This is a genomic window from Streptococcus sp. FDAARGOS_192 (assembly GCF_002073815.2).
Taxonomy (GTDB): domain Bacteria; phylum Bacillota; class Bacilli; order Lactobacillales; family Streptococcaceae; genus Streptococcus; species Streptococcus salivarius_H.
Window position 1 is genome coordinate 460,912 of record NZ_CP020431.2, and the last position, 19,325, is coordinate 480,236.

Sequence of the window (19,325 nt, forward strand, 5' to 3'; positions counted from 1 at the left end):
TGACGAAAAGCTAACATCTAGAGAGGACCTGATAGGTCTTCTCTTTTTGTATGTTCAGAGTGATGAAAACACGCTTCCTAAAGTTAATAAAGTTTCTAAAACCGAAGCCCAGACGTTTGATGTCTTTGATAAGCTTATTGGTCCCCTCCAATTTTGCATTTGAGTAATGTGTTTCTAGCGCATTTTTGATGTATGGTTTGTGTTTAAGGAAGGTCCTAAAGACAGTTTTGAAGTAATGATTGACCTTGCTTACATTCTCCTCTATGAGCTCAAAAAACTCATCTACCCTCTTCTCTTGAAAGTGAAACAGCAACAGCTGATAGAGGTTATAATAATTAGCGAGTTCTTCTGAAAAGTCTAGTGTCTTCCTAACGACTTCATGTGGACTTAAGGTTTGAGCAAAGGTCTTCGAGTGAAATGATTTACAAGATAACTTACGGCTGTCCTTTTGGAAGAGTCTCCAGTGATTTTTCAAGGCTTGGTAGGGTAGTGACTTCTTATCAAACTGATTCATAATGGCAATTCTTGTCTTCAAAAAGGCTCGACCAAGGTGTTGGATGATGTGGAAACGATCAATAATGATTTCGGCGTTTGGGAAAAGTCTACGAGCTAGTGGGATATAGGCTCCTGACATATCCATTGTAATAAACTGCACTTTTTGGCGAACCTTCAATGGATACTTCAAAAAGTGGTTTCGAATAGTGGTTTGACGGAGATTATCAAGGATGGTTATGAGTTTGTTGGTCTCATAGTTTTGCGCCACAAAAGCGAGTTCACCTTTCTTGAACTCAAACTCATCCCAAGACATAACAGCTGGGAGCTTGTCATAATGCTCCTTGAAAGTAAACTGGTTAAGCTTACGATAGACAGTGGACGTCGACACACGAAGTCTTCTGGCAATATCCGTTAGAGATACCTTCTCAGTTAGAAGTTGAGCAACCTTTTGTCGGACAAGGTTGGAGATTTGGTGGTTTTTCTCAATGATTGATGTCTCAGCTACCATGACTTTCCTACAATTTTTACACTGGAAGCGATTTTTTCAAGCGTAGTAGTGTTGGAGTTCCAGCTTGTTCAAGGAGAGGAATTTTAGAAGATTTTTGAAAGTCATATTTGATCATCTTTCCTTGGCAATGAGGGCATGGTGGTGCTAGACTACAAGGAAACAGAGCTAAAGAAAATCAAGAAATTCTTCGAAGGAACGACGGATACAGCTGAGAACTATATCAAATCTGCCCTTAAGATGTTGGTGAAATAGAAAATATATGCCGAAACGTTGTGGTTGGGTAAAAATGAATAACCCTTTATATGTAGCCTATCATGATGAAGGGTGGGGCCAACCCCTTCATGATGACCGTGCTCTTTTTGAGTTACTTTGTTTGGAAACTTATCAGGCCGGTCTTTCTTGGGCAACGGTTCTCAACAAGCACCAAGCTTTCAGAGAATCATTTTACAACTACCAAGTCCAAGGTGTTTCGGAGATGACGGATGCAGAGTTGGAGGACTTGTTAGACAATCCAGCCATCATTCGAAATCGATCCAAGATTTTTGCTACGCGTGCCAATTCTCAAGCATTTCTACAAGTCCAGAAAACCTACGGTTCCTTTGATGCCTACCTCTGGTCTTTTGTCGAGGGAAAAACTATCGTGAATGATGTCCCTGACTATCGCCAGGCACCTGCTAAAACACCTTTGTCTGAAAAGTTATCTCAAGATCTCAAAAAACGAGGCTTCAAGTTTACAGGTCCAGTCGCAGTTTTAGCTTTTCTACAGGCGGCAGGCCTAGTTGATGACCATGAGAATGATTGTGAATGAAAAAGCGGAAGTTAATGAGTGCAGCGTTTAATTATCTGAGAATAGAGAAAAAGCTGAGAAACTCATCTCAGCTTTTTATACATACTATTAGATTTGTTAAAATGAAGTCAAAAAAGTGATTCCACCTAAAATAACACCAGCTGAATTTGGAATGATTAGTACCCAATCCTTTTTAGGTTCTTTTGTCCATCCATAAATAACCCAGATTAAGCAAGATATAGCAGCTGATAAAGGTTGAAATGGTTGAGCTTTATATCCCTGTAAATTGGCGATAATTTGAGGAATGTAGGCAACAAATACTATAATTCCAATAAAAGCACCAATGGAACCTACAATTCGATTAATTTTTTGTTTTGTCATATCATATTCACCTCTGATTGTAGAATATCAAAATAATTGTAAATAGGCAAGGAATATAGTCATTTGTTGTTATTTTCTGTACAAAATAGATTAAAATGTCTATATTTATATTTTTCAGGGGGTAGTATGCAATAAGTTGTGTAAACACAAAAAGGAATAAATCCGTTATAGTAGAGTTGCAACACATTACTAGAAAGAGATTTATTCCCATTCGTGCTGAAAATTTAGAAATGGCAGTGCAAGCTTTAGAGGACTTTATCGCCGAATGGAAACCAAAGTATAGTAAAGTCATGGAAAATCTGGAGAATACGGATAATCTTTTAACTTTTTATCAGTTTCCCTATCAGATTTGGCACAGCCTTTATTCGACAAACCTCATTGAGTCTCTCAACAAAGAAATCAAACGTCAAACGAAAAAGAAGGGGGGGTCCTAACGAGGATGCTCTGGAACGTTACTTAGTTACTTTGTTTGAAGATTATAATTTCAACCAAAGTCAACGAATCCATAAAGAGTTTGGCCAATGTTCTGACACACTTGAAAGCTTATTTGATTAAAACTCCGTAACTCTACTTGAGTATTTACACAAAATTATTGACAGTATCCAATTCGATTACATGACAATTGTTTAATCTATCATTAAGATAGTAAAAAACTCATTAAAATAAGATCTATCAAGTTTGTTTGGCGCTAAAAAATGATATAATAAATGAGTCTTTAAGGTGTAGATTTTAAGACAAAAAATATATTGGGGAAAAATTGAATATGGAAAATAAAGTACGCTATAAACTGCACAAAGTGAAGAAGCAGTGGGTTACTTTGGCTGTTGCTTTAGCAGCTTTGGCTACCATTGTTGGTGGTAGTGTTACCACAACTTCACTCGCTTCTGCAGAAGAAACAAATAACTCTAACGGATCACCTTCAACAACTACAGTGGGGGAAAATACAAATCCTGTGGTTGAAAAAGAGGTAGGAGCAACAACTGAAGTGGCAAATACTTCAAATGCCACAACAACAGACCGAGCAGCAGTTACTGCTGATAAACCAGCTGAAACGACAGTTCAACCAAATTCAGGAGCAACTAGTGATAGAGCTGCAGCAGTAGAGGTTGAAGCCAAACCTGAAACGACTGCTAAGCCAGAAGTAGCCGCTAAACCAGAAACAGCTACAACATCTGAAGTAGCTGCAAATGCTGGAGTAGCCGCTCCAACGACTGAGAAGTCTAAAGAGCTTTCTGAAGCTGAAATTAAAGCTGCAGTCTCACTCGATAATATTAAAAAAGAAAAAGATGGTAAATATTACTATCTTTTAGAAGATGGATCACATAAGAAAAACTTTGCCATTACTGTAAATGGTCAGGTCCTTTATTTTGATGAGAATGGTGTCCTTTCAAGCACATCAACGTATTCATTCACACAAGAAACAACAAATCTTGTCACTGATTTTACTAAAAACAATGCTGCCTACGATTCAACAAAAGCAAGCTTTGAACTTGTTGATGGTTATTTGACAGCTGATAGTTGGTACCGTCCAAAAGAAATCCTTGAAGCAGGAACAACTTGGAAAGCGTCAACTGAAAAAGATTTTCGCCCACTTTTGATGTCTTGGTGGCCTGATAAGGATACTCAAGTAGCTTACTTGAACTACATGACTAAGGCTCTTAGCAATGGTGAAGAAACAAAAGATGTCTTTACGATTGAAAATTCTCAAGCTAGCTTGAATGCCGCTGCTCAAATCATTCAACGTAAGATTGAGGTTAAGATTGCTGCTAATAAGTCAACAGACTGGTTGCGTCAGTCAATCGAGGCCTTTGTTAAAGACCAAGATAAATGGGACATTAACTCTGAATCTCCAGGTAAAGAACACTTCCAAAAAGGGGCTCTCCTCTTTGTTAATAGTGATTTAACGAAGTGGGCTAACTCAGACTACCGTAAACTTGACCAAACGGCAACAAGTCGTTTGGCAAACGATAAGATCAAGAGTGGTAGTGATGCTGGTTATGAGTTCTTGCTTTCAAGCGATATCGACAACTCAAACCCAATTGTGCAAGCTGAAATGCTTAACCAATTGTATTACTTCATGAACTGGGGACAAATCGTCTTTGGTGACAAGGACAAAGATGCTCACTTTGATGGTATCCGTGTTGATGCTGTGGACAATGTCAGCATCGATATGCTTCAATTAGTGTCTTCATACATGAAGGCTGCTTACAAGGTCAATGAGTCTGAAGCACGTGCCCTTGCTAATATCTCAATTCTTGAAGCTTGGTCTCAAAACGACCCATATTATGTGGACGAACATAATACAGCTGCCCTTTCTATGGATAATGGTCTCCGTTTGTCTATTGTTCATGGATTGACTCGTCCAGTAACTAATAAAGGTACAGGTGCTCGTAATGCATCAATGAAGGACCTTATTAACGGTGGTTATTTCGGTCTTTCAAACCGTGCGGAAGTTACATCATATGATCAACTTGGTTTTGCAACCTATCTCTTTGTTCGTGCACACGACTCAGAAGTTCAAACGGTTATCGCAGACATTATCAGCAAAAAAATTGATCCTACAACAGATGGATTTACTTTTACATTAGATCAATTGAAACAAGCTTTTGACATTTATAATGCTGATATGTTGAAAGTGGATAAGGAATATACGCATTCAAATATTCCTGGAGCTTATGCTTTGATGCTTCAAACAATGGGTGCAGCAACACGTGTTTATTATGGAGACTTGTATACTGATAATGGTCAGTACATGGCTAAGAAATCACCATACTTTGATCAAATCACAACTCTTCTTAAAGCGCGTCCTAAATATGTAGCTGGTGGACAAACATCTTATATCCACAATCTTGCTGGAGATGGCGTATCGTCTGCTAAAGACAATAAAGAAGTTTTGGTTTCTGTCCGTTATGGTCAAGATTTGATGTCTAAGACTGATACAGAAGGTGGAAAATACGGTCGTAATTCTGGTATGTTGACCCTCATTGCTAATAACCCAGATTTGAAATTAGCAGATGGTGAAACAATTACTGTAAATATGGGTGCAGCCCACAAGAACCAAGCCTACCGTCCACTCTTGCTTGGTACGGATAAAGGTATCGTGTCCTCATTGAATGATTCAGATACTAAGATTGTTAAATACACAGATGCACAAGGAAATCTTGTCTTCACAGCTGATGAAATCAAAGGCTTTAAGACTGTTGATATGAGTGGTTACCTTTCAGTTTGGGTACCAGTAGGTGCGACTGAAGATCAAAACGTTCTTGCTAAACCATCAACAAAAGTCTACAAAGAAGGGGATAAGGTTTATAGCTCTTCTGCAGCCCTTGAAGCACAAGTGATTTACGAAGGTTTCTCAAACTTCCAAGACTTTGTTAAAGAAGACAGTCAATATACTAATAAATTGATTGCAGCTAATGCAGACCTCTTCAAGTCATGGGGCATTACGTCATTTGAAATTGCACCTCAATATGTCTCATCTAAAGATGGCACTTTCCTTGATTCTATTATTGAAAATGGTTATGCCTTCACAGACCGTTATGACTTTGCCATGAGCAAAAACAATAAATACGGTTCAAAAGAAGACCTTCGTGATGCCCTCAAGGCTCTTCACAAACAAGGTATTCAAGTCATTGCTGACTGGGTTCCAGACCAATTGTATACTCTCCCAGGTAAAGAAGTAGTGACAGCTACTCGTACAGATACACATGGTAAGGTGCTTGATGATACTAGCTTGGTTAATAAACTCTATGTGACAAATACTAAGTCATCAGGAAATGATTTCCAAGCACAGTATGGTGGTGCCTTCCTCGACAAACTTCAAAAACTTTATCCAGAAATCTTCAAAGAAGTTATGGAAGCGTCAGGTAAGACAATTGATCCATCTGTGAAGATTAAACAATGGGAAGCTAAGTACTTTAACGGTACAAATATCCAAAAACATGGTTCTGACTACGTTCTCAGCGATGGTAAATTGTACTTCACCGTTAACGATAAAGGTACCTTCCTTCCAGCAGCCTTGACTGGTGATACAAAAGCTAAAACTGGATTTGCTTATGATGGTACAGGGGTAACTTATTACACAACATCTGGTACTCAAGCTAAGAGTCAATTTGTGACATATAATGGCAAACAGTACTACTTTAACGATAAGGGTTACCTTGTAACTGGTGAACAAGCTATCGACGGTTCAAACTATTTCTTCTTGCCAAATGGTGTTATGTTTACTGATGGTGTTATTAAAAATGCCAAAGGTCAATCATTGGTTTATGGTAAGTCAGGTAAATTGACGACTCAAACTGGTTGGAAAGAAGTTACCGTTAAAGATGACAGTGGTAAGGAAGAGAAATTCTACCAATACTTCTTCAAGGGTGGCATCATGGCTACTGGTTTGACTGAAGTAGAAGGTAAGGAAAAATACTTCTATGACAATGGTTACCAAGCTAAAGGTATCTTCATTCCTACAAAAGATGGACATTTGATGTTCTTCTGTGGCGATTCAGGTGAACGTAAGTACTCAGGCTTCTTTGAACAAGATGGTAATTGGTACTACGCTAATGATAAGGGCTATGTTGCCACTGGATTTACTAAGGTAGGTAAACAAAACCTTTACTTCAATGAAAAAGGTGTTCAACTTAAGAACCGCTTCTTCCAAGTTGGTGATGCTACATACTATGCAAATAACGAAGGTGATGTTCTTCGTGGTGCGCAAACCATCAATGGTGACGAGCTCTACTTTGATGAGTCAGGTAAACAAGTTAAAGGTGAGTTCGTGAACAATCCTGATGGAACGACTTCATACTACGATGCCATTACAGGTGTGAAACTTGTGGATACATCACTAGTAGTTAATGGTCAAACCTTTAATATCGATGCTAAGGGTGTTGTGACTAAGGCACATACACCAGGCTTCTATACTACAGGGGACAACAACTGGTTCTATGCAGATTCACATGGACGTAATGTCACAGGTGCTCAGATCATCAATGGTCAACATCTCTACTTTGATGCAAATGGTCGTCAAGTTAAGGGTGGCTTCGTAATGAACACTGACGGTAGTCGTTCATTCTACCATTGGAATACTGGTGATAAATTGGTATCAACCTTCTTCACTACCGGTCATGATAGATGGTATTATGCTGATGATAAGGGAAATGTCGTTACAGGAGCTCAAGTGATTAACGGTCAAAAACTCTTCTTTGCTACTGATGGTAAACAGGTTAAAGGTGACTTTGCAACAAATGCGAATGGCAGCCGTTCATACTACCATGGAGCTACTGGTAATAAGTTAGTTTCAACCTTCTTCACTACTGGAGACAACAACTGGTATTATGCTGATGCCAAGGGTGAACTTGTTGTTGGCGAACAGACGATCAACGGCCAAAACCTTTACTTTGACCAAACTGGTAAGCAAGTGAAAGGTGCAACAGCTGCGAATCCTGATGGCTCAATCTCTTACTATGATGTTCATACAGGGGAAAAGGCTATTAATCGTTGGGTTAAAATTCCTTCAGGGCAATGGGTATACTTCAACGCTCAAGGAAAAGGCTACGTGTCAAATTAAGATTAATGAATGAAAGAAGTCAATCACTTTTGTGGTTGCTTTTTTCATAAAAAATTGTCTAACTTTTATACATTCAGGTCATTTGTCTGGCCAAAAAAGTGGTATAATAACTCTTGCTAAATCTTTATTTTGGAGTACACATGGCTAAGTCAAAAAATACTATTGAAAGTCGGATAGATTACTCGATTCTCCTGCCAGTTCTCATATTACTACTGGTTGGCCTGGTTTCGATATTTATCGCGACAAGTTTTGATTACCCAAAGAATCTTGTGCAAGTCATGTCTCAGCAAGTACTATGGATTTTTCTAGGTTCAGTACTTGCTTTTGTTGTCATGTTATTTAATACAGAGTTTCTTTGGAAGGTAACCCCCTGGCTCTATATTTTCGGTCTGGGGCTTATGGTTCTACCTCTCGTTTTCTATTCGCCTGCTTTGGTGGCCTCGACAGGGGCAAAAAACTGGGTCAGTATTGGATCGGTCACCCTTTTCCAACCATCAGAATTTATGAAGATATCCTACATTCTTTTCCTATCGAGAATAGGTGTTTGGGCTAAGCAAGGTAAGGAAGTGACCAACCTTCAGGATGACTGGTTATTGCTCTTCCAATATGTTGCAGTCACGCTCCCTGTTTTAGGTTTACTGGTTCTTCAAGGAGATATGGGGACTGCCTTAGTCTTTCTGGCTATTTTAGCCGGTATTGTAGTGGTCTCGGGGATATCCTGGCGTATTATCTTGCCGGTAGTTCTAGCTTTTGCAACAGGATTAGCCTTGTTTGTAATGGTATTTACCACAGATTGGGGTAAGGAAGCCTTGCTCAAGATGGGAGTGCAAACCTACCAGATTAACCGTATCTCAGCTTGGTTGGATCCCTTCACCTATGCAGATGGTATCGCCTTTCAACAGACACAGGGCATGATTTCAATTGGTACTGGTGGAATTTACGGTAAAGGTTTTAATCACCTGGATTTGAACGTACCTGTTCGTGAGAGTGATATGATTTTCACAGTTATTGCGGAAGATTTTGGTTTGGTAGGTGGTGGATTGGTTCTTTTAACCTATCTCTTCCTTATTTACCGCATGTTGCGAGTGACGTTCAAATCTAACAATCGTTTCTATACCTTTATTTCGACAGGTTTTATCATGATGATTGTCTTCCATATTTTTGAAAATATTGGGGCAGCAGTTGGGATTCTTCCTTTGACAGGTATTCCTTTGCCCTTTATTTCTCAAGGGGGATCATCGCTCATCTCTAACTTGATTGGTGTTGGTTTGGTGCTTTCAATGGCTTATCAGACTAACCTCAACGAGGAAAATAAAATTCTCTTGGCTATGTCTCGCCGTATGCGTACGTCTGGAACTAGTCAAGTGAAACCTATTTCTAAGAGTAAGTCTAAGAAAAACAAGCCTTCGAAGAGTGTTACTATGGCCACTCAAGAATTGGGAAAGGCTAAAGATAAGGTTGATAAGGCCACTGAGAAAATGCGTCAAACCATTTCTCAAAATACGCCAAGCATTCATCAAGGGAAGCGTCGTAAGGGTTCGAAAAAGAAACCGACACGTAAACATTAAGAAGAAGCAAGTTGGTTAATCCAACTTGTTTTTCTTTGAAAAAAAATTAAGGTCTGTGACCTTTTCTTTGCCCCTGCCTGTGGTATAATAGAAGTTGACTATTTTGAAAAGGGGTTTGCTATGATAGAGACAGCCAAACAGCAAGAACGTGCTATTTTAGTAGGTGTTGAATTGCAAGAAACAGAGCATTTTGACATGTCAATGGAGGAACTTGCCAGTCTTGCCAAAACTGCAGGAGCAGAGGTTGTAGCTAGCTATACCCAAAAACGTGAACGCTATGATAGTAAGTCTTTCGTAGGTTCAGGAAAATTAGAAGAAATCAAGGCCATGGTGGATGCGGATGAGATTACTACAGTCATTGTCAATAACCGTTTAACGCCTCGTCAAAATACCAATCTTGAGGCGGCATTTGGCGTAAAAGTTATTGATCGTATGCAATTAATTTTGGATATCTTTGCCATGAGGGCTAGAAGCCATGAAGGGAAACTTCAGGTTCACCTAGCTCAACTTAAATACATGTTGCCCCGTTTAGCTGGTCAAGGGATTATGCTCAGCCGTCAAGCAGGGGGCATTGGTAGCCGTGGACCTGGTGAAAGTCAATTGGAGCTTAATCGTCGTTCGATTCGTAACCAGATTGCTGATATTGAACGCCAGTTAAAGGTTGTTGAGAAGAACCGAGAAACCATTCGTGAAAAGCGTGTTGATTCAACTACCTTTAAAATTGGTTTGATTGGTTATACCAATGCTGGGAAATCAACGATCATGAACCTTATGACGGATGATAAGCAATATGAGGCTAATGAACTTTTCGCGACCTTGGATGCAACGACTAAGAAAATTTACTTAAAGGATCAGTTTCAAGTGACCTTGACAGATACGGTTGGTTTTATCCAGGACTTGCCAACAGAATTGGTTGCTGCCTTTAAGTCAACACTTGAAGAAAGTCGTAATGTGGACCTTCTTTTGCATGTCATTGATGCGAGTGATCCTAATCACGAAGAGCATGAAAAGGTGGTCTTAGACATTCTCAAAGACTTAGACATGACTGATATCCCTCGTCTAGCAATTTACAATAAGATGGATGTAGCTGATAATCTAGTAGCAACGGTCTTTCCTAATGTGCGCCTCTCTGCACGTGACAAGGGAAGTCGTGAGGCCCTCAGAAGACTCTTGATTGACGAAATTCAACAGATTTTTGAACCTTTTAGTATTAAGGTACATCAGAATCAAGCTTATAAACTTTATCAGTTGAGTCAATTAGCCTTGCTAGATAGCTACACTTTTGAGACAGAAGTGGAAGAAATTACAGGTTATATTTCACCGAAAAATAAATGGAAATTGGAAGAATTTTATGACTGATTATATGGATTTAGCTTTAAAATATGGTGGTTTTACAAGTTTAGATAAGGTCTATTTAGAAAATACCTTGTCAGACCTTTCTGACAGTCAAAAATTGGCTTTCATTACGCCACCACCAAGCGTGATTAATGCTTATTTTGCAGAGATTTACCAAAAACAATCTCCTGAAGCAGCGACGGAATACTATTTGGACCTTTCAAAGGAGTTGAACCTCTTTAACCCTGAACCATCTTTTGATGAGCACAAGCCTTTTATTCGTCTCAATCTGTCAGGAAAATCTTATGGATTTTGCTATGAAAATGCTGATGAGGTGGCCTTAGTCTTTGCCGAGCATTTAGAGGTTCCAACGGCTAGCATTTTGTTTGAGCTAGCTCAAGTTTTCCCGCAGTATAAGGTTTATCTTGAAGGCACTCAAATTAAGATGACCAAGGTTGATTTTGATGAAGAAGTATTGGAAGAGTTAACACCTGAGACACAGTTACTTAGTCGTGTAACTAAATTGAAGGGAAATGTCATTAAGTTGGCTAGCTTCAATCAAGACGAATTAGTGGAACTTTTGTCTCAATATAAAGGGCAAACTGTTTATTATGGCTTTGCTCAGCGTGAATGCCTGGCTTATATTGTCCAGAAATAAGAAGAACGATAGATAGAAAGTATAGGAAGTCATGGAATTACAATTTTTAGGGACGGGTGCCGGGCAGCCCTCCAAGGCCCGTAACGTGTCGAGTCTGGTTCTGAAGTTACTCGATGAAATCAATGAGGTCTGGATGTTTGACTGTGGAGAAGGTACCCAACGTCAGATTTTAGAAACAACAATCAAACCTCGTAAAGTTAAAAAAATCTTTATCACACATATGCATGGAGACCATATCTTTGGCCTACCTGGTTTCTTGGCTAGCCGTTCTTTCCAATCGAGTGAAGAACAAACAGATTTAGAGGTTTATGGTCCAGTCGGCATTAAACAATATGTTATGACTAGTCTTCGTACCTCTGGAACACGCCTCCCTTACCATGTGCATTTTAAGGAAATTGATGAGCATAAGCTTGGCTTGGTTATGGAAAATGACAAGTTCGCTGTTTATGCAGATAAGTTGGATCATACCATTTTTTGTATTGGTTACCGTGTGGTTCAAAAGGATCTTGAAGGAACCTTGGATGCTGAGGCCCTTAAAGCAGCAGGTGTACCATTTGGTCCGCTTTTTGGTCAAATTAAGAATGGGCAAGATGTGGTCCTTGAAGATGGAACAAAAATCATTGCCAAGGACTTTATTTCCGCACCTAAGAAAGGTAAGGTTATCACTATCTTAGGTGACACTCGTAAGACGAATGCCAGTGTTCGTCTTGGCTTGGGAGCAGATGTCTTGGTGCACGAGTCTACTTATGGTAAAGGTGACGAAAAAATTGCCAAGAGCCATGGGCATTCAACCAACATGCAAGCAGCACAGGTCGCTAAAGATGCGTCAGCTAAACGTCTTCTTCTAAATCACGTATCAGCACGTTTCTTAGGGCGTGATATCGGTAAGATGGCAGCAGATGCTAAAACAATTTTCGAAAACACCCACATCGTTCGTGACCTAGAAGAGGTAGAGATTTAATGGCTAAACAACGTATTATCGCTATTACTGGTGCCTCAGGAGGGCTTGCACAAGAAATTGTCAAGCAGCTCTCACCCAGTGATGGCATTATCCTCTTAGGAAGAGACAAGGATAAACTTGAGAAATGTTATCGCCATGTGGAAAATAAAACCTGCCTTGCCATTGACCTTAGAGACGACAATGCCATTAAAAAAATGGTCGATTATCTCTATCAACGATTTGGACGTATTGATGTTTTTATCAATAATGCTGGTTTTGGTGAATTCAAGTCTTATGATCATTACACTAGCCAAGAGGTACGTGATATGTTTGATATCAATACCTTTGCGACGATGAGCTTTTCACGTCTGATGGCTGAGAAAATGGTGGAACAAGGCCATGGCCATATCATCAACATCGCCAGTATGGCGGGGAAAATTGCGACAGCCAACTCAAGTGTTTATGCAGCGACAAAGTTTGCGGTAATTGGCTTCTCAGATGCCCTGCGTCTAGAGCTGGCTGATAAAGGAGTCTATGTGACAACAGTCAATCCTGGTCCAATTGAGACAGGTTTCTTCAATCAAGCTGATCCCTCTGGAGCTTATCTTGAGAGTGTTAAAAAGTTTGTCCTCAGTCCTAAATACGTGGCTAAAAAGATTGTCCGTATTCTGGGCAAAAACAAACGCGAAGTCAATCTACCACGACTATTAGCGGTTGCGCACAAAGGATATACGCTATTTCCCAAGATAGCCGATTATCTTGCACGAACAAGTTTTAATTATAAATAAAGAAAGAAGAACATGATTACATCAACGTATGATTGGAAAATAAACACAAAAGAGCCAGATGCTGGCTTTTTTAAACTTGCTAAAGAACATGGGCTGGAAGAGACAGCAGCCAAGATTGCCTATGAACGTGGCGTGACGACAGAAGAGGCTCTTGAAGATTTTCTTAAGGCTGATTTATCACACCTTCATGATCCATATCTTCTTCATGATATGGACAAGGCAGTGGCTAGAATTCGTCAGGCCATTGAAAATTATGAGCAAATCTTAGTCTATGGAGACTATGATGCGGATGGGATGACGTCAGCATCGATTGTCAAGGAAGCTCTTGAAATGATGGGAGCTGAGGCTCGAGTCTATTTGCCTAACCGTTTTACAGATGGTTATGGGCCAAATGAAAGTGTCTACAAGTATTTCATTGAGCAGGAAGGCATTTCACTCATTGTTACAGTGGATAATGGGGTAGCGGGTAATGAGGCTATTGCTTATGCGCAAGAGCAAGGTGTGGACGTTATCGTTACAGACCACCATAGTATGCCGGCACAACTTCCAGATGCCTACGCCATTGTCCATCCAGAGCATCCGGATGCCGATTATCCTTTTAAGTATTTGGCAGGATGTGGTGTAGCTTTCAAATTGGCAACTGCCCTCCTTGAAACTATTCCTACAGAGATGTTGGACTTGGTAGCCATTGGTACCATTGCTGATATGGTTAGCCTAACGGATGAAAATCGTATTATGGTAAAGGTCGGCCTAGAAATTCTCAAGACTACTGAGCGTATTGGGCTTCAAGAATTGCTCCGCATTTCAGATGTGGACCCAACAACGATTTCCGAAGAAACGGTAGGCTTCAAACTGGCTCCTCAACTCAATGCCTTGGGACGCTTAGATGATCCAAATCCAGCCATTGAATTGCTGACCGGATTTGACGATGAGGAGGCTCAAGCCATTGCTTTGGAAATCAATGCTAAAAATGAAGAACGTAAGGAAGTTGTTCAAAAAATCTTTGATGAAGCTATGACCATGGTAGACTTGGACAAACCAGTTCAGGTTTTAGCCAAGGAAGGTTGGCATCCTGGCGTTCTAGGTATTGTGGCGGGGCGCATCATGGAACAAATCAGCCAGACAGTAGTGGTTTTGAATATTGAAGATGGCTTGGCTAAGGGTTCGGCCCGTAGTTTGGAATCTATCAATATCTTTCATGCCCTTGATGACCACCGAGACATCTTTACTGCTTTTGGAGGACATGCTGGAGCGGCTGGGATGACCCTTCCAGAGGAAAATCTTGGTCAACTCTCAGATATTTTGTGTCATTATGTCTATGATAATGACATTGATACAAGTGCCAAAAATACGCTTAATTTAGACGAGGAGCTCCAACTCAGCGAGCTTAGCTTGGATACCATTAAGAGCCTTGAAAAACTAGCACCTTTTGGTATGGATAATAAAAAGCCAGTCTTTTGGCTACATGATATTACCGTTACTCAAGCTAGGACAATGGGACAAAATGGGGCCCATCTTAAGTTTAAGGTTAAGCAAGGCAAGGATAGCTTTGACGTTGTCGCTTTTAATAAAGGTAATCTGCTTCAAGAATTTCAACAAGCTCAGGGTCTGGAATTGGCAGTGACCTTATCTGTTAATGTTTGGAATGGTCAGACAATGCTACAGCTCATGCTAGAAGATGCGCGTGTAGATGGTGTTCAATTATTTGATTTCCGCTCAAAAAATATGGCACTGCCTGAGGGCCTACCAACGGTAGAAGAAGCAGCAGACACAGAGCCTGCGGTTGTCCTCAACACCCTACCTGAATCAGCGACAGAATTAAAAGAGTGGTTTGAAGGTAAAGATTTCCAGGCTATCTATTTTAAAAATAATATAAAGGAAGCCTATTATCTGACAGGTTATGGAACAAGAGAGCAATTTGCCAGGCTCTATAAAACCATTTATCAATTCCCAGAGTTCGATGTCCGTTATAAATTGGATGAACTCAGTCATTACCTTAAAATCGACAAGATTCTTCTGATTAAGATGATTCAAATCTTTGATGAATTGGATTTTGTGACTATTGATAATGGTGTCATGACAGTCAATAAAGAAGCTGAAAAACGTGAGATTGAGGACAGTCAGATTTTTCAAGATCTGAAACGACTAGTTAAGTTCCAAGAACTCATGGCTCTGGGAACACCACAGGAAATTTATGATTGGCTGTATAAGTAGGGAAGTCTTAATCCAAAGTATTCGTCTCGAAATGAGGGTTAGCATTTTCTAAATTTACTAATTCATGCTATAATGGTATGTAAATATTTTTTTGGCGAAAAGCCTATAGGAAGAACAAATGAAATTAGAAGATTATATTGCATCTATTGAAAACTACCCGAAAGAAGGGGTTACTTTCCGTGATATTAGTCCTTTGATGGCTGATGGAAATGCTTATAGCTATGCTATCCGTGAAATCGTTCAGTATGCGACAGATAAGAAGATTGACATGATTGTTGGTCCCGAAGCGCGTGGTTTCATCGTTGGTTGTCCAGTTGCTTTTGAACTTGGTATTGGTTTTGCTCCTGTTCGTAAACCTGGTAAATTGCCACGTGAAGTGATTTCAGCCGATTACGAAAAAGAGTATGGTGTCGATACACTTTGTATGCATGCCGATGCAATCAAGCCAGGCCAACGTGTACTTATCGTAGATGACCTTTTGGCAACTGGTGGTACCGTTAAAGCTACAATTGAAATGATTGAGCGCCTAGGTGGTGTCGTTGCTGGTTGTGCCTTCTTGATTGAGCTTGATGGTCTTAATGGACGTGATGCTATCGAAGGTTACGATACTAAAGTATTGATGAACTTCCCAGGATAAATCTATCTATGAATTAACAAAAGGCCTTAGGGCCTTTTTAACTCTTTTAAAACAAAGGTGCCCTCTAAATATAGTTTAAAGCTATAGCTAACTAGAGAAAATATATATTTGATAACAATACCTCCCCGGTTTATAATATGAAGATAGAATAAATAAGGATGGAGATATTGTTATGCCTATAAAACTTGATAATAAGTTACCAGCTCTTGATGTATTGCGTTCGGAAAATGTCTTCATCATGGATGAGAATAGAGCTAGTAGCCAGGATATTCGACCAATGGAGGTCTTAATCCTTAACCTTATGCCTACTAAAGAAGTGACAGAAACTCAATTACTACGTCTTTTGGCTAATACACCACTACAAATTAACGTTGAGTTTCTTTATATGGCTAGTCATAAATCAAAAAATACCCATGCAGAGCATATGGAAACCTTCTATAAGACTTTTGATGAAATTAAGCATAAGTATTATGATGGTCTCATTGTAACAGGTGCTCCGGTTGAGCAAATGCCATTTGAAGAAGTGGATTATTGGCAAGAATTGACACAGGTTTTTGATTGGTCTAAGAAGCATGTTTATTCAACCCTACATTTGTGCTGGGGTGCCCAAGCAGGTCTCTATTATAAGCATGGAGTCGACAAGGTTCCATTGCCAGAGAAATTATCTGGTATCTATAAACAAACGGTTGACATGCCTGAAAACTTCCTTATGAATGGCTTTGATGATAGCTTTGTGTCACCACATTCACGCTATACTGAGGTTACGCTCGAGGATATTAAAGATAAGACGGATTTAGATATTGTTGTGTCAGGACCAGAGGTTGGTTTATCCATTCTTGCAAGTAAAAATCTTCGTGAAGTATATAGTTTTGGTCATTTTGAATATGACCGTGATACTCTGGCAAGAGAATACCGAAGAGATTTGGATGCCGGTATTAATCCAGACGTACCAGCGAACTATTTCCCAGGGGACGATCCAAATCAGGAGCCTAAACTTCGTTGGAATCTTGCGGCATCTGCCTTCTTTAGCAATTGGATTAACTATGCGGTATATCAAGAAACACCTTATCGTTTAGAAGAGTTGGAAGACGATTTTTCATTCTACGGTTATTTGTAGTAGACAGTCTCAAAAGATTTATGTGAGCGCATAAAGACTTTTTGGGGTGTCTAGCTACTCTGAAAGGTAAATATGAGTTTTTTTGAACAGTATCGATCAGGCAATCTGGTCCTTCCTAATGCTTTATTTTTCCACTTTAAGGATATTTTTCCATCTGCGGATGACTTTCTAGTTTGGCAGTTTCTCTATCTACAAACGACAACTCAGATTGGAGAAGTGGCTTCAAGCCAGATAGCGCAAGCAACTGGAAAAACACCAACTGAGGTTAATAAAAGTATTACGACATTGACTGAGGCTGGGCTCCTTGATTTCACGACTATTAAGGTTAATAATGAAATTGAAATGGTTGTAGATGCTTCACCTGCCTTGGCAGTTTTGGATAAGTTAGTGAGCAATGAAAAGACAACGACGGGGCCTGTAGTAGGTCAGCCAACAAATACACAGCTCATTAAGCAGTTAACAGATGAGTTGGAACAAGCTTTGGGAATCTTGAATCCTATGGTTATCGAAGATTTAAACAAGGAAATCCAAGAAGAGCACACTGATCCCGAGCTTATCCGTGAGGCTTTGAAAGAAGCAGTATTTAACCGCAAGACAAATTGGAATTACATCAAAGGAGTTCTTCGTAACTGGAAATTGAGTGGTATTACGACGAAAATTCAAGTTGAAGAGCGTCGTTTGGAGCATCAAGGTAAGAAGCAACATCACCAAGTTTCGGATGACTTCAAAACAGGTATGGATGCAGCCCGTCAATTATGGGGTGGCCAATAATGTTAGGAAGAAAACGTGTTAATGAGGCTCTAGCTCTCATGGGGGAGATGTTTCCCAATGCTCATGGAGAGTTGGAGTGGGAAACTCCTTTCCAACTATTAGTTGCTGTTATTTTATCGGCCCAGACAACTGATAAGGCTGTTAATAAGATTACACCAGGCTTGTGGGCGCGTTATCCAGAAATTGAGGATTTGGCTTCGGCTAATCTTGATGACGTTGAGATGTGTTTGCGAACAATCGGTCTTTATAAGAATAAGGCAAAGAACATCATCAAGACTGCTAGAGCTGTTTTAATGAATTTTGATGGACAGGTTCCGAAAACGCATAAGGAATTGGAAAGTCTACCTGGTGTGGGACGAAAAACAGCTAACGTAGTATTGGCTGAAGTCTATGGCATCCCTTCTATTGCTGTAGATACGCATGTCTCACGTGTTTCTAAAAGACTAAATATCGTGCCAGAGGATGCTAGTGTAGAGGAAATCGAAGTAGAACTGATGAAGAAAATCCCAAAGAGAGATTGGATTATCAGTCATCACCGTATGATTTTCTTTGGACGTTATCATTGTTTGGCTAAGAATCCTAAGTGTCAGACATGTCCTCTTCAAAGTTATTGTAAGTACTATAAAGAAACAACCAAAAAATAAGCTGGAGAATGTGACTTTCTTCGGCTTTTTACAGCTGTAAGAATTTGTTACAAACTAGTAACTTGACAAAAGTCTCAGGCTTTAAGAAAATAGAAGAAACGATTTAGAAGCAGGAGCGATATAGTGAATGGCTGAATTCAGTAATGAAGAGTATCTGAGAGCCTTAGCTGATAATGGTGATAGAGAAGCAGCCAAAGAATATGAGCAAGCTTTGGATAATCGTATTTTTCAGTTGCAGATTTCATTGGCTCAAACGAGTGATCCGCAGGGGCGTAGGGAAGTGCAAAAACTCTTGGAACAAGAGGAAAAGAAAAAAAGGGACTACTTTCAAGAAAAAGAGGAAAAAGCTGTGAGCGAATTTAGACGTCGTAAAAATGAAACTACAAAGGGAAGAAAAGTTTCGAGTTTTGATAAACTCAAAGATCCTAAAATCATTAGATGGGTAATTGGAGTTGTTGCAGTACTTGCAGTGGTTATTCCTGTGGTTACTTTAATGTGGTATAGTAATAACCAAAAAGAGAGTGTAACAAATCCATGGAAAAATGGTCAGTTAGCTAAAAGTAAGGAACAAGCAGCATCATCATCTGATAATCAATCCTCTCAAGTTGATACTTCATCCTTGTCTGACCAGCAGTTGGAGGACTGGGTAGTTTCTACCTATGCTAAAGAACAAGGGTCAACAGGAGAAAATTATAAAAATCTAGGTTGGAAAGTCTATTCTTGGACCGATGATGATGATAACCTAGTTTATGCTCAACTTTATGATGCCTATGGTAATGATGTTCTTCTTTTCCGTGTGGATAAGAAGGGACAACTCGAAGCCTATGGTGGTATTGATGGTTCAAGCGATTCTTGGGACGTCGTTTCAAAAAAATATACAACCGATTAATGAAACCATATAAAACACCTGACAATGGTG

The 19,325-nt window shown here is 39.7% G+C and carries 13 protein-coding genes and 4 pseudogenes; 15 read left to right on the plus strand and 2 right to left on the minus strand.

The window, feature by feature from the left end; all coding sequences use genetic code 11:
* Positions 1–17: 17 nt before the first annotated feature.
* Positions 18–1,148, minus strand: a pseudogene (locus tag A6J31_RS03330) (ISL3 family transposase); the annotation flags it as partial.
* Here A6J31_RS03330 and A6J31_RS03335 point away from each other — a divergent pair.
* Together A6J31_RS03335 and A6J31_RS03340 are read left to right on the plus strand one after the other, a co-directional pair.
* Positions 1,133–1,255 (plus strand): annotated as a pseudogene (locus A6J31_RS03335) (Holliday junction branch migration protein RuvA); the annotation flags it as partial. The pseudogenes A6J31_RS03330 and A6J31_RS03335 sit on opposite strands and share 16 nt — an antisense overlap.
* A gap of 7 nt (positions 1,256–1,262) precedes the next feature.
* Positions 1,263–1,811 carry a DNA-3-methyladenine glycosylase I gene (locus tag A6J31_RS03340; protein ID WP_064521287.1) on the plus strand — a complete coding sequence of 183 codons (549 nt, stop codon included), beginning with the start codon at positions 1,263–1,265 and terminating at the stop codon, positions 1,809–1,811.
* Positions 1,812–1,907: 96 nt separating this feature from the next.
* Here A6J31_RS03340 and A6J31_RS03345 read toward each other — a convergent pair whose 3' ends face one another.
* The gene (locus A6J31_RS03345) at positions 1,908–2,171 is read right to left on the minus strand and encodes a SemiSWEET family transporter (protein ID WP_064521289.1); all 264 of its coding nucleotides are present in this window, start codon (positions 2,169–2,171) and stop codon (positions 1,908–1,910) included.
* Between the two features lie 131 nt (positions 2,172–2,302).
* Between A6J31_RS03345 and A6J31_RS03355 the strand changes: the two are divergent.
* The 13 genes and pseudogenes from A6J31_RS03355 (at position 2,303) to A6J31_RS03415 (ending at position 19,295) form a co-directional block, all read left to right on the plus strand.
* Positions 2,303–2,726, plus strand: a pseudogene (locus A6J31_RS03355) (transposase).
* Positions 2,727–2,934: 208 nt separating this feature from the next.
* Positions 2,935–7,734, plus strand: a complete 4,800-nt coding sequence (locus tag A6J31_RS03360) for a glycoside hydrolase family 70 protein (RefSeq protein WP_080610442.1) — start codon at positions 2,935–2,937, stop codon at positions 7,732–7,734.
* Between the two features lie 140 nt (positions 7,735–7,874).
* Positions 7,875–9,044: pseudogene (locus A6J31_RS03365) on the plus strand (FtsW/RodA/SpoVE family cell cycle protein); the annotation flags it as partial.
* A gap of 378 nt (positions 9,045–9,422) precedes the next feature.
* A complete protein-coding gene (gene hflX / locus A6J31_RS03370; RefSeq protein ID WP_080610444.1) occupies positions 9,423–10,661 on the plus strand; it encodes a GTPase HflX in 1,239 nt (412 codons plus the stop codon).
* Positions 10,654–11,295 carry a hypothetical protein gene (locus tag A6J31_RS03375; protein WP_021144310.1) on the plus strand — a complete coding sequence of 214 codons (642 nt, stop codon included), beginning with the start codon at positions 10,654–10,656 and terminating at the stop codon, positions 11,293–11,295. The genes hflX and A6J31_RS03375 overlap by 8 nt, the downstream gene beginning before the upstream one ends.
* 31 nt (positions 11,296–11,326) lie before the next feature.
* On the plus strand, positions 11,327–12,256 hold the full coding sequence (rnz, locus tag A6J31_RS03380; protein WP_002884122.1) for a ribonuclease Z: 930 nt from the start codon (positions 11,327–11,329) through the stop codon (positions 12,254–12,256).
* Complete coding sequence (locus tag A6J31_RS03385; RefSeq protein WP_080610445.1) at positions 12,256–13,023, plus strand: SDR family NAD(P)-dependent oxidoreductase; 768 nt, start codon at positions 12,256–12,258, stop codon at positions 13,021–13,023. The genes rnz and A6J31_RS03385 overlap by 1 nt, the downstream gene beginning before the upstream one ends.
* A gap of 12 nt (positions 13,024–13,035) precedes the next feature.
* Positions 13,036–15,237 (plus strand): single-stranded-DNA-specific exonuclease RecJ, encoded by a 2,202-nt coding sequence (recJ, locus tag A6J31_RS03390; protein WP_080610446.1) that lies wholly within the window; start codon positions 13,036–13,038, stop codon positions 15,235–15,237.
* A gap of 118 nt (positions 15,238–15,355) precedes the next feature.
* Positions 15,356–15,874, plus strand: coding sequence for an adenine phosphoribosyltransferase (locus A6J31_RS03395; RefSeq protein WP_048790968.1), 519 nt, complete (start codon positions 15,356–15,358; stop codon positions 15,872–15,874).
* Positions 15,875–16,046: 172 nt separating this feature from the next.
* A complete protein-coding gene (gene metA / locus A6J31_RS03400) occupies positions 16,047–16,991 on the plus strand; it encodes a homoserine O-acetyltransferase MetA (RefSeq protein WP_080610447.1) in 945 nt (314 codons plus the stop codon).
* A gap of 72 nt (positions 16,992–17,063) precedes the next feature.
* The gene (locus A6J31_RS03405) at positions 17,064–17,762 is read left to right on the plus strand and encodes a DnaD domain-containing protein (RefSeq protein ID WP_014634316.1); all 699 of its coding nucleotides are present in this window, start codon (positions 17,064–17,066) and stop codon (positions 17,760–17,762) included.
* Positions 17,762–18,406, plus strand: coding sequence for an endonuclease III (gene nth / locus A6J31_RS03410; protein ID WP_080610448.1), 645 nt, complete (start codon positions 17,762–17,764; stop codon positions 18,404–18,406). The genes A6J31_RS03405 and nth overlap by 1 nt, the downstream gene beginning before the upstream one ends.
* Before the next feature lie 127 nt (positions 18,407–18,533).
* Positions 18,534–19,295: a hypothetical protein gene (locus A6J31_RS03415; RefSeq protein WP_080610449.1), complete on the plus strand. Its 762-nt coding sequence runs from the start codon at positions 18,534–18,536 to the stop codon at positions 19,293–19,295.
* Positions 19,296–19,325: the final 30 nt, after the last annotated feature.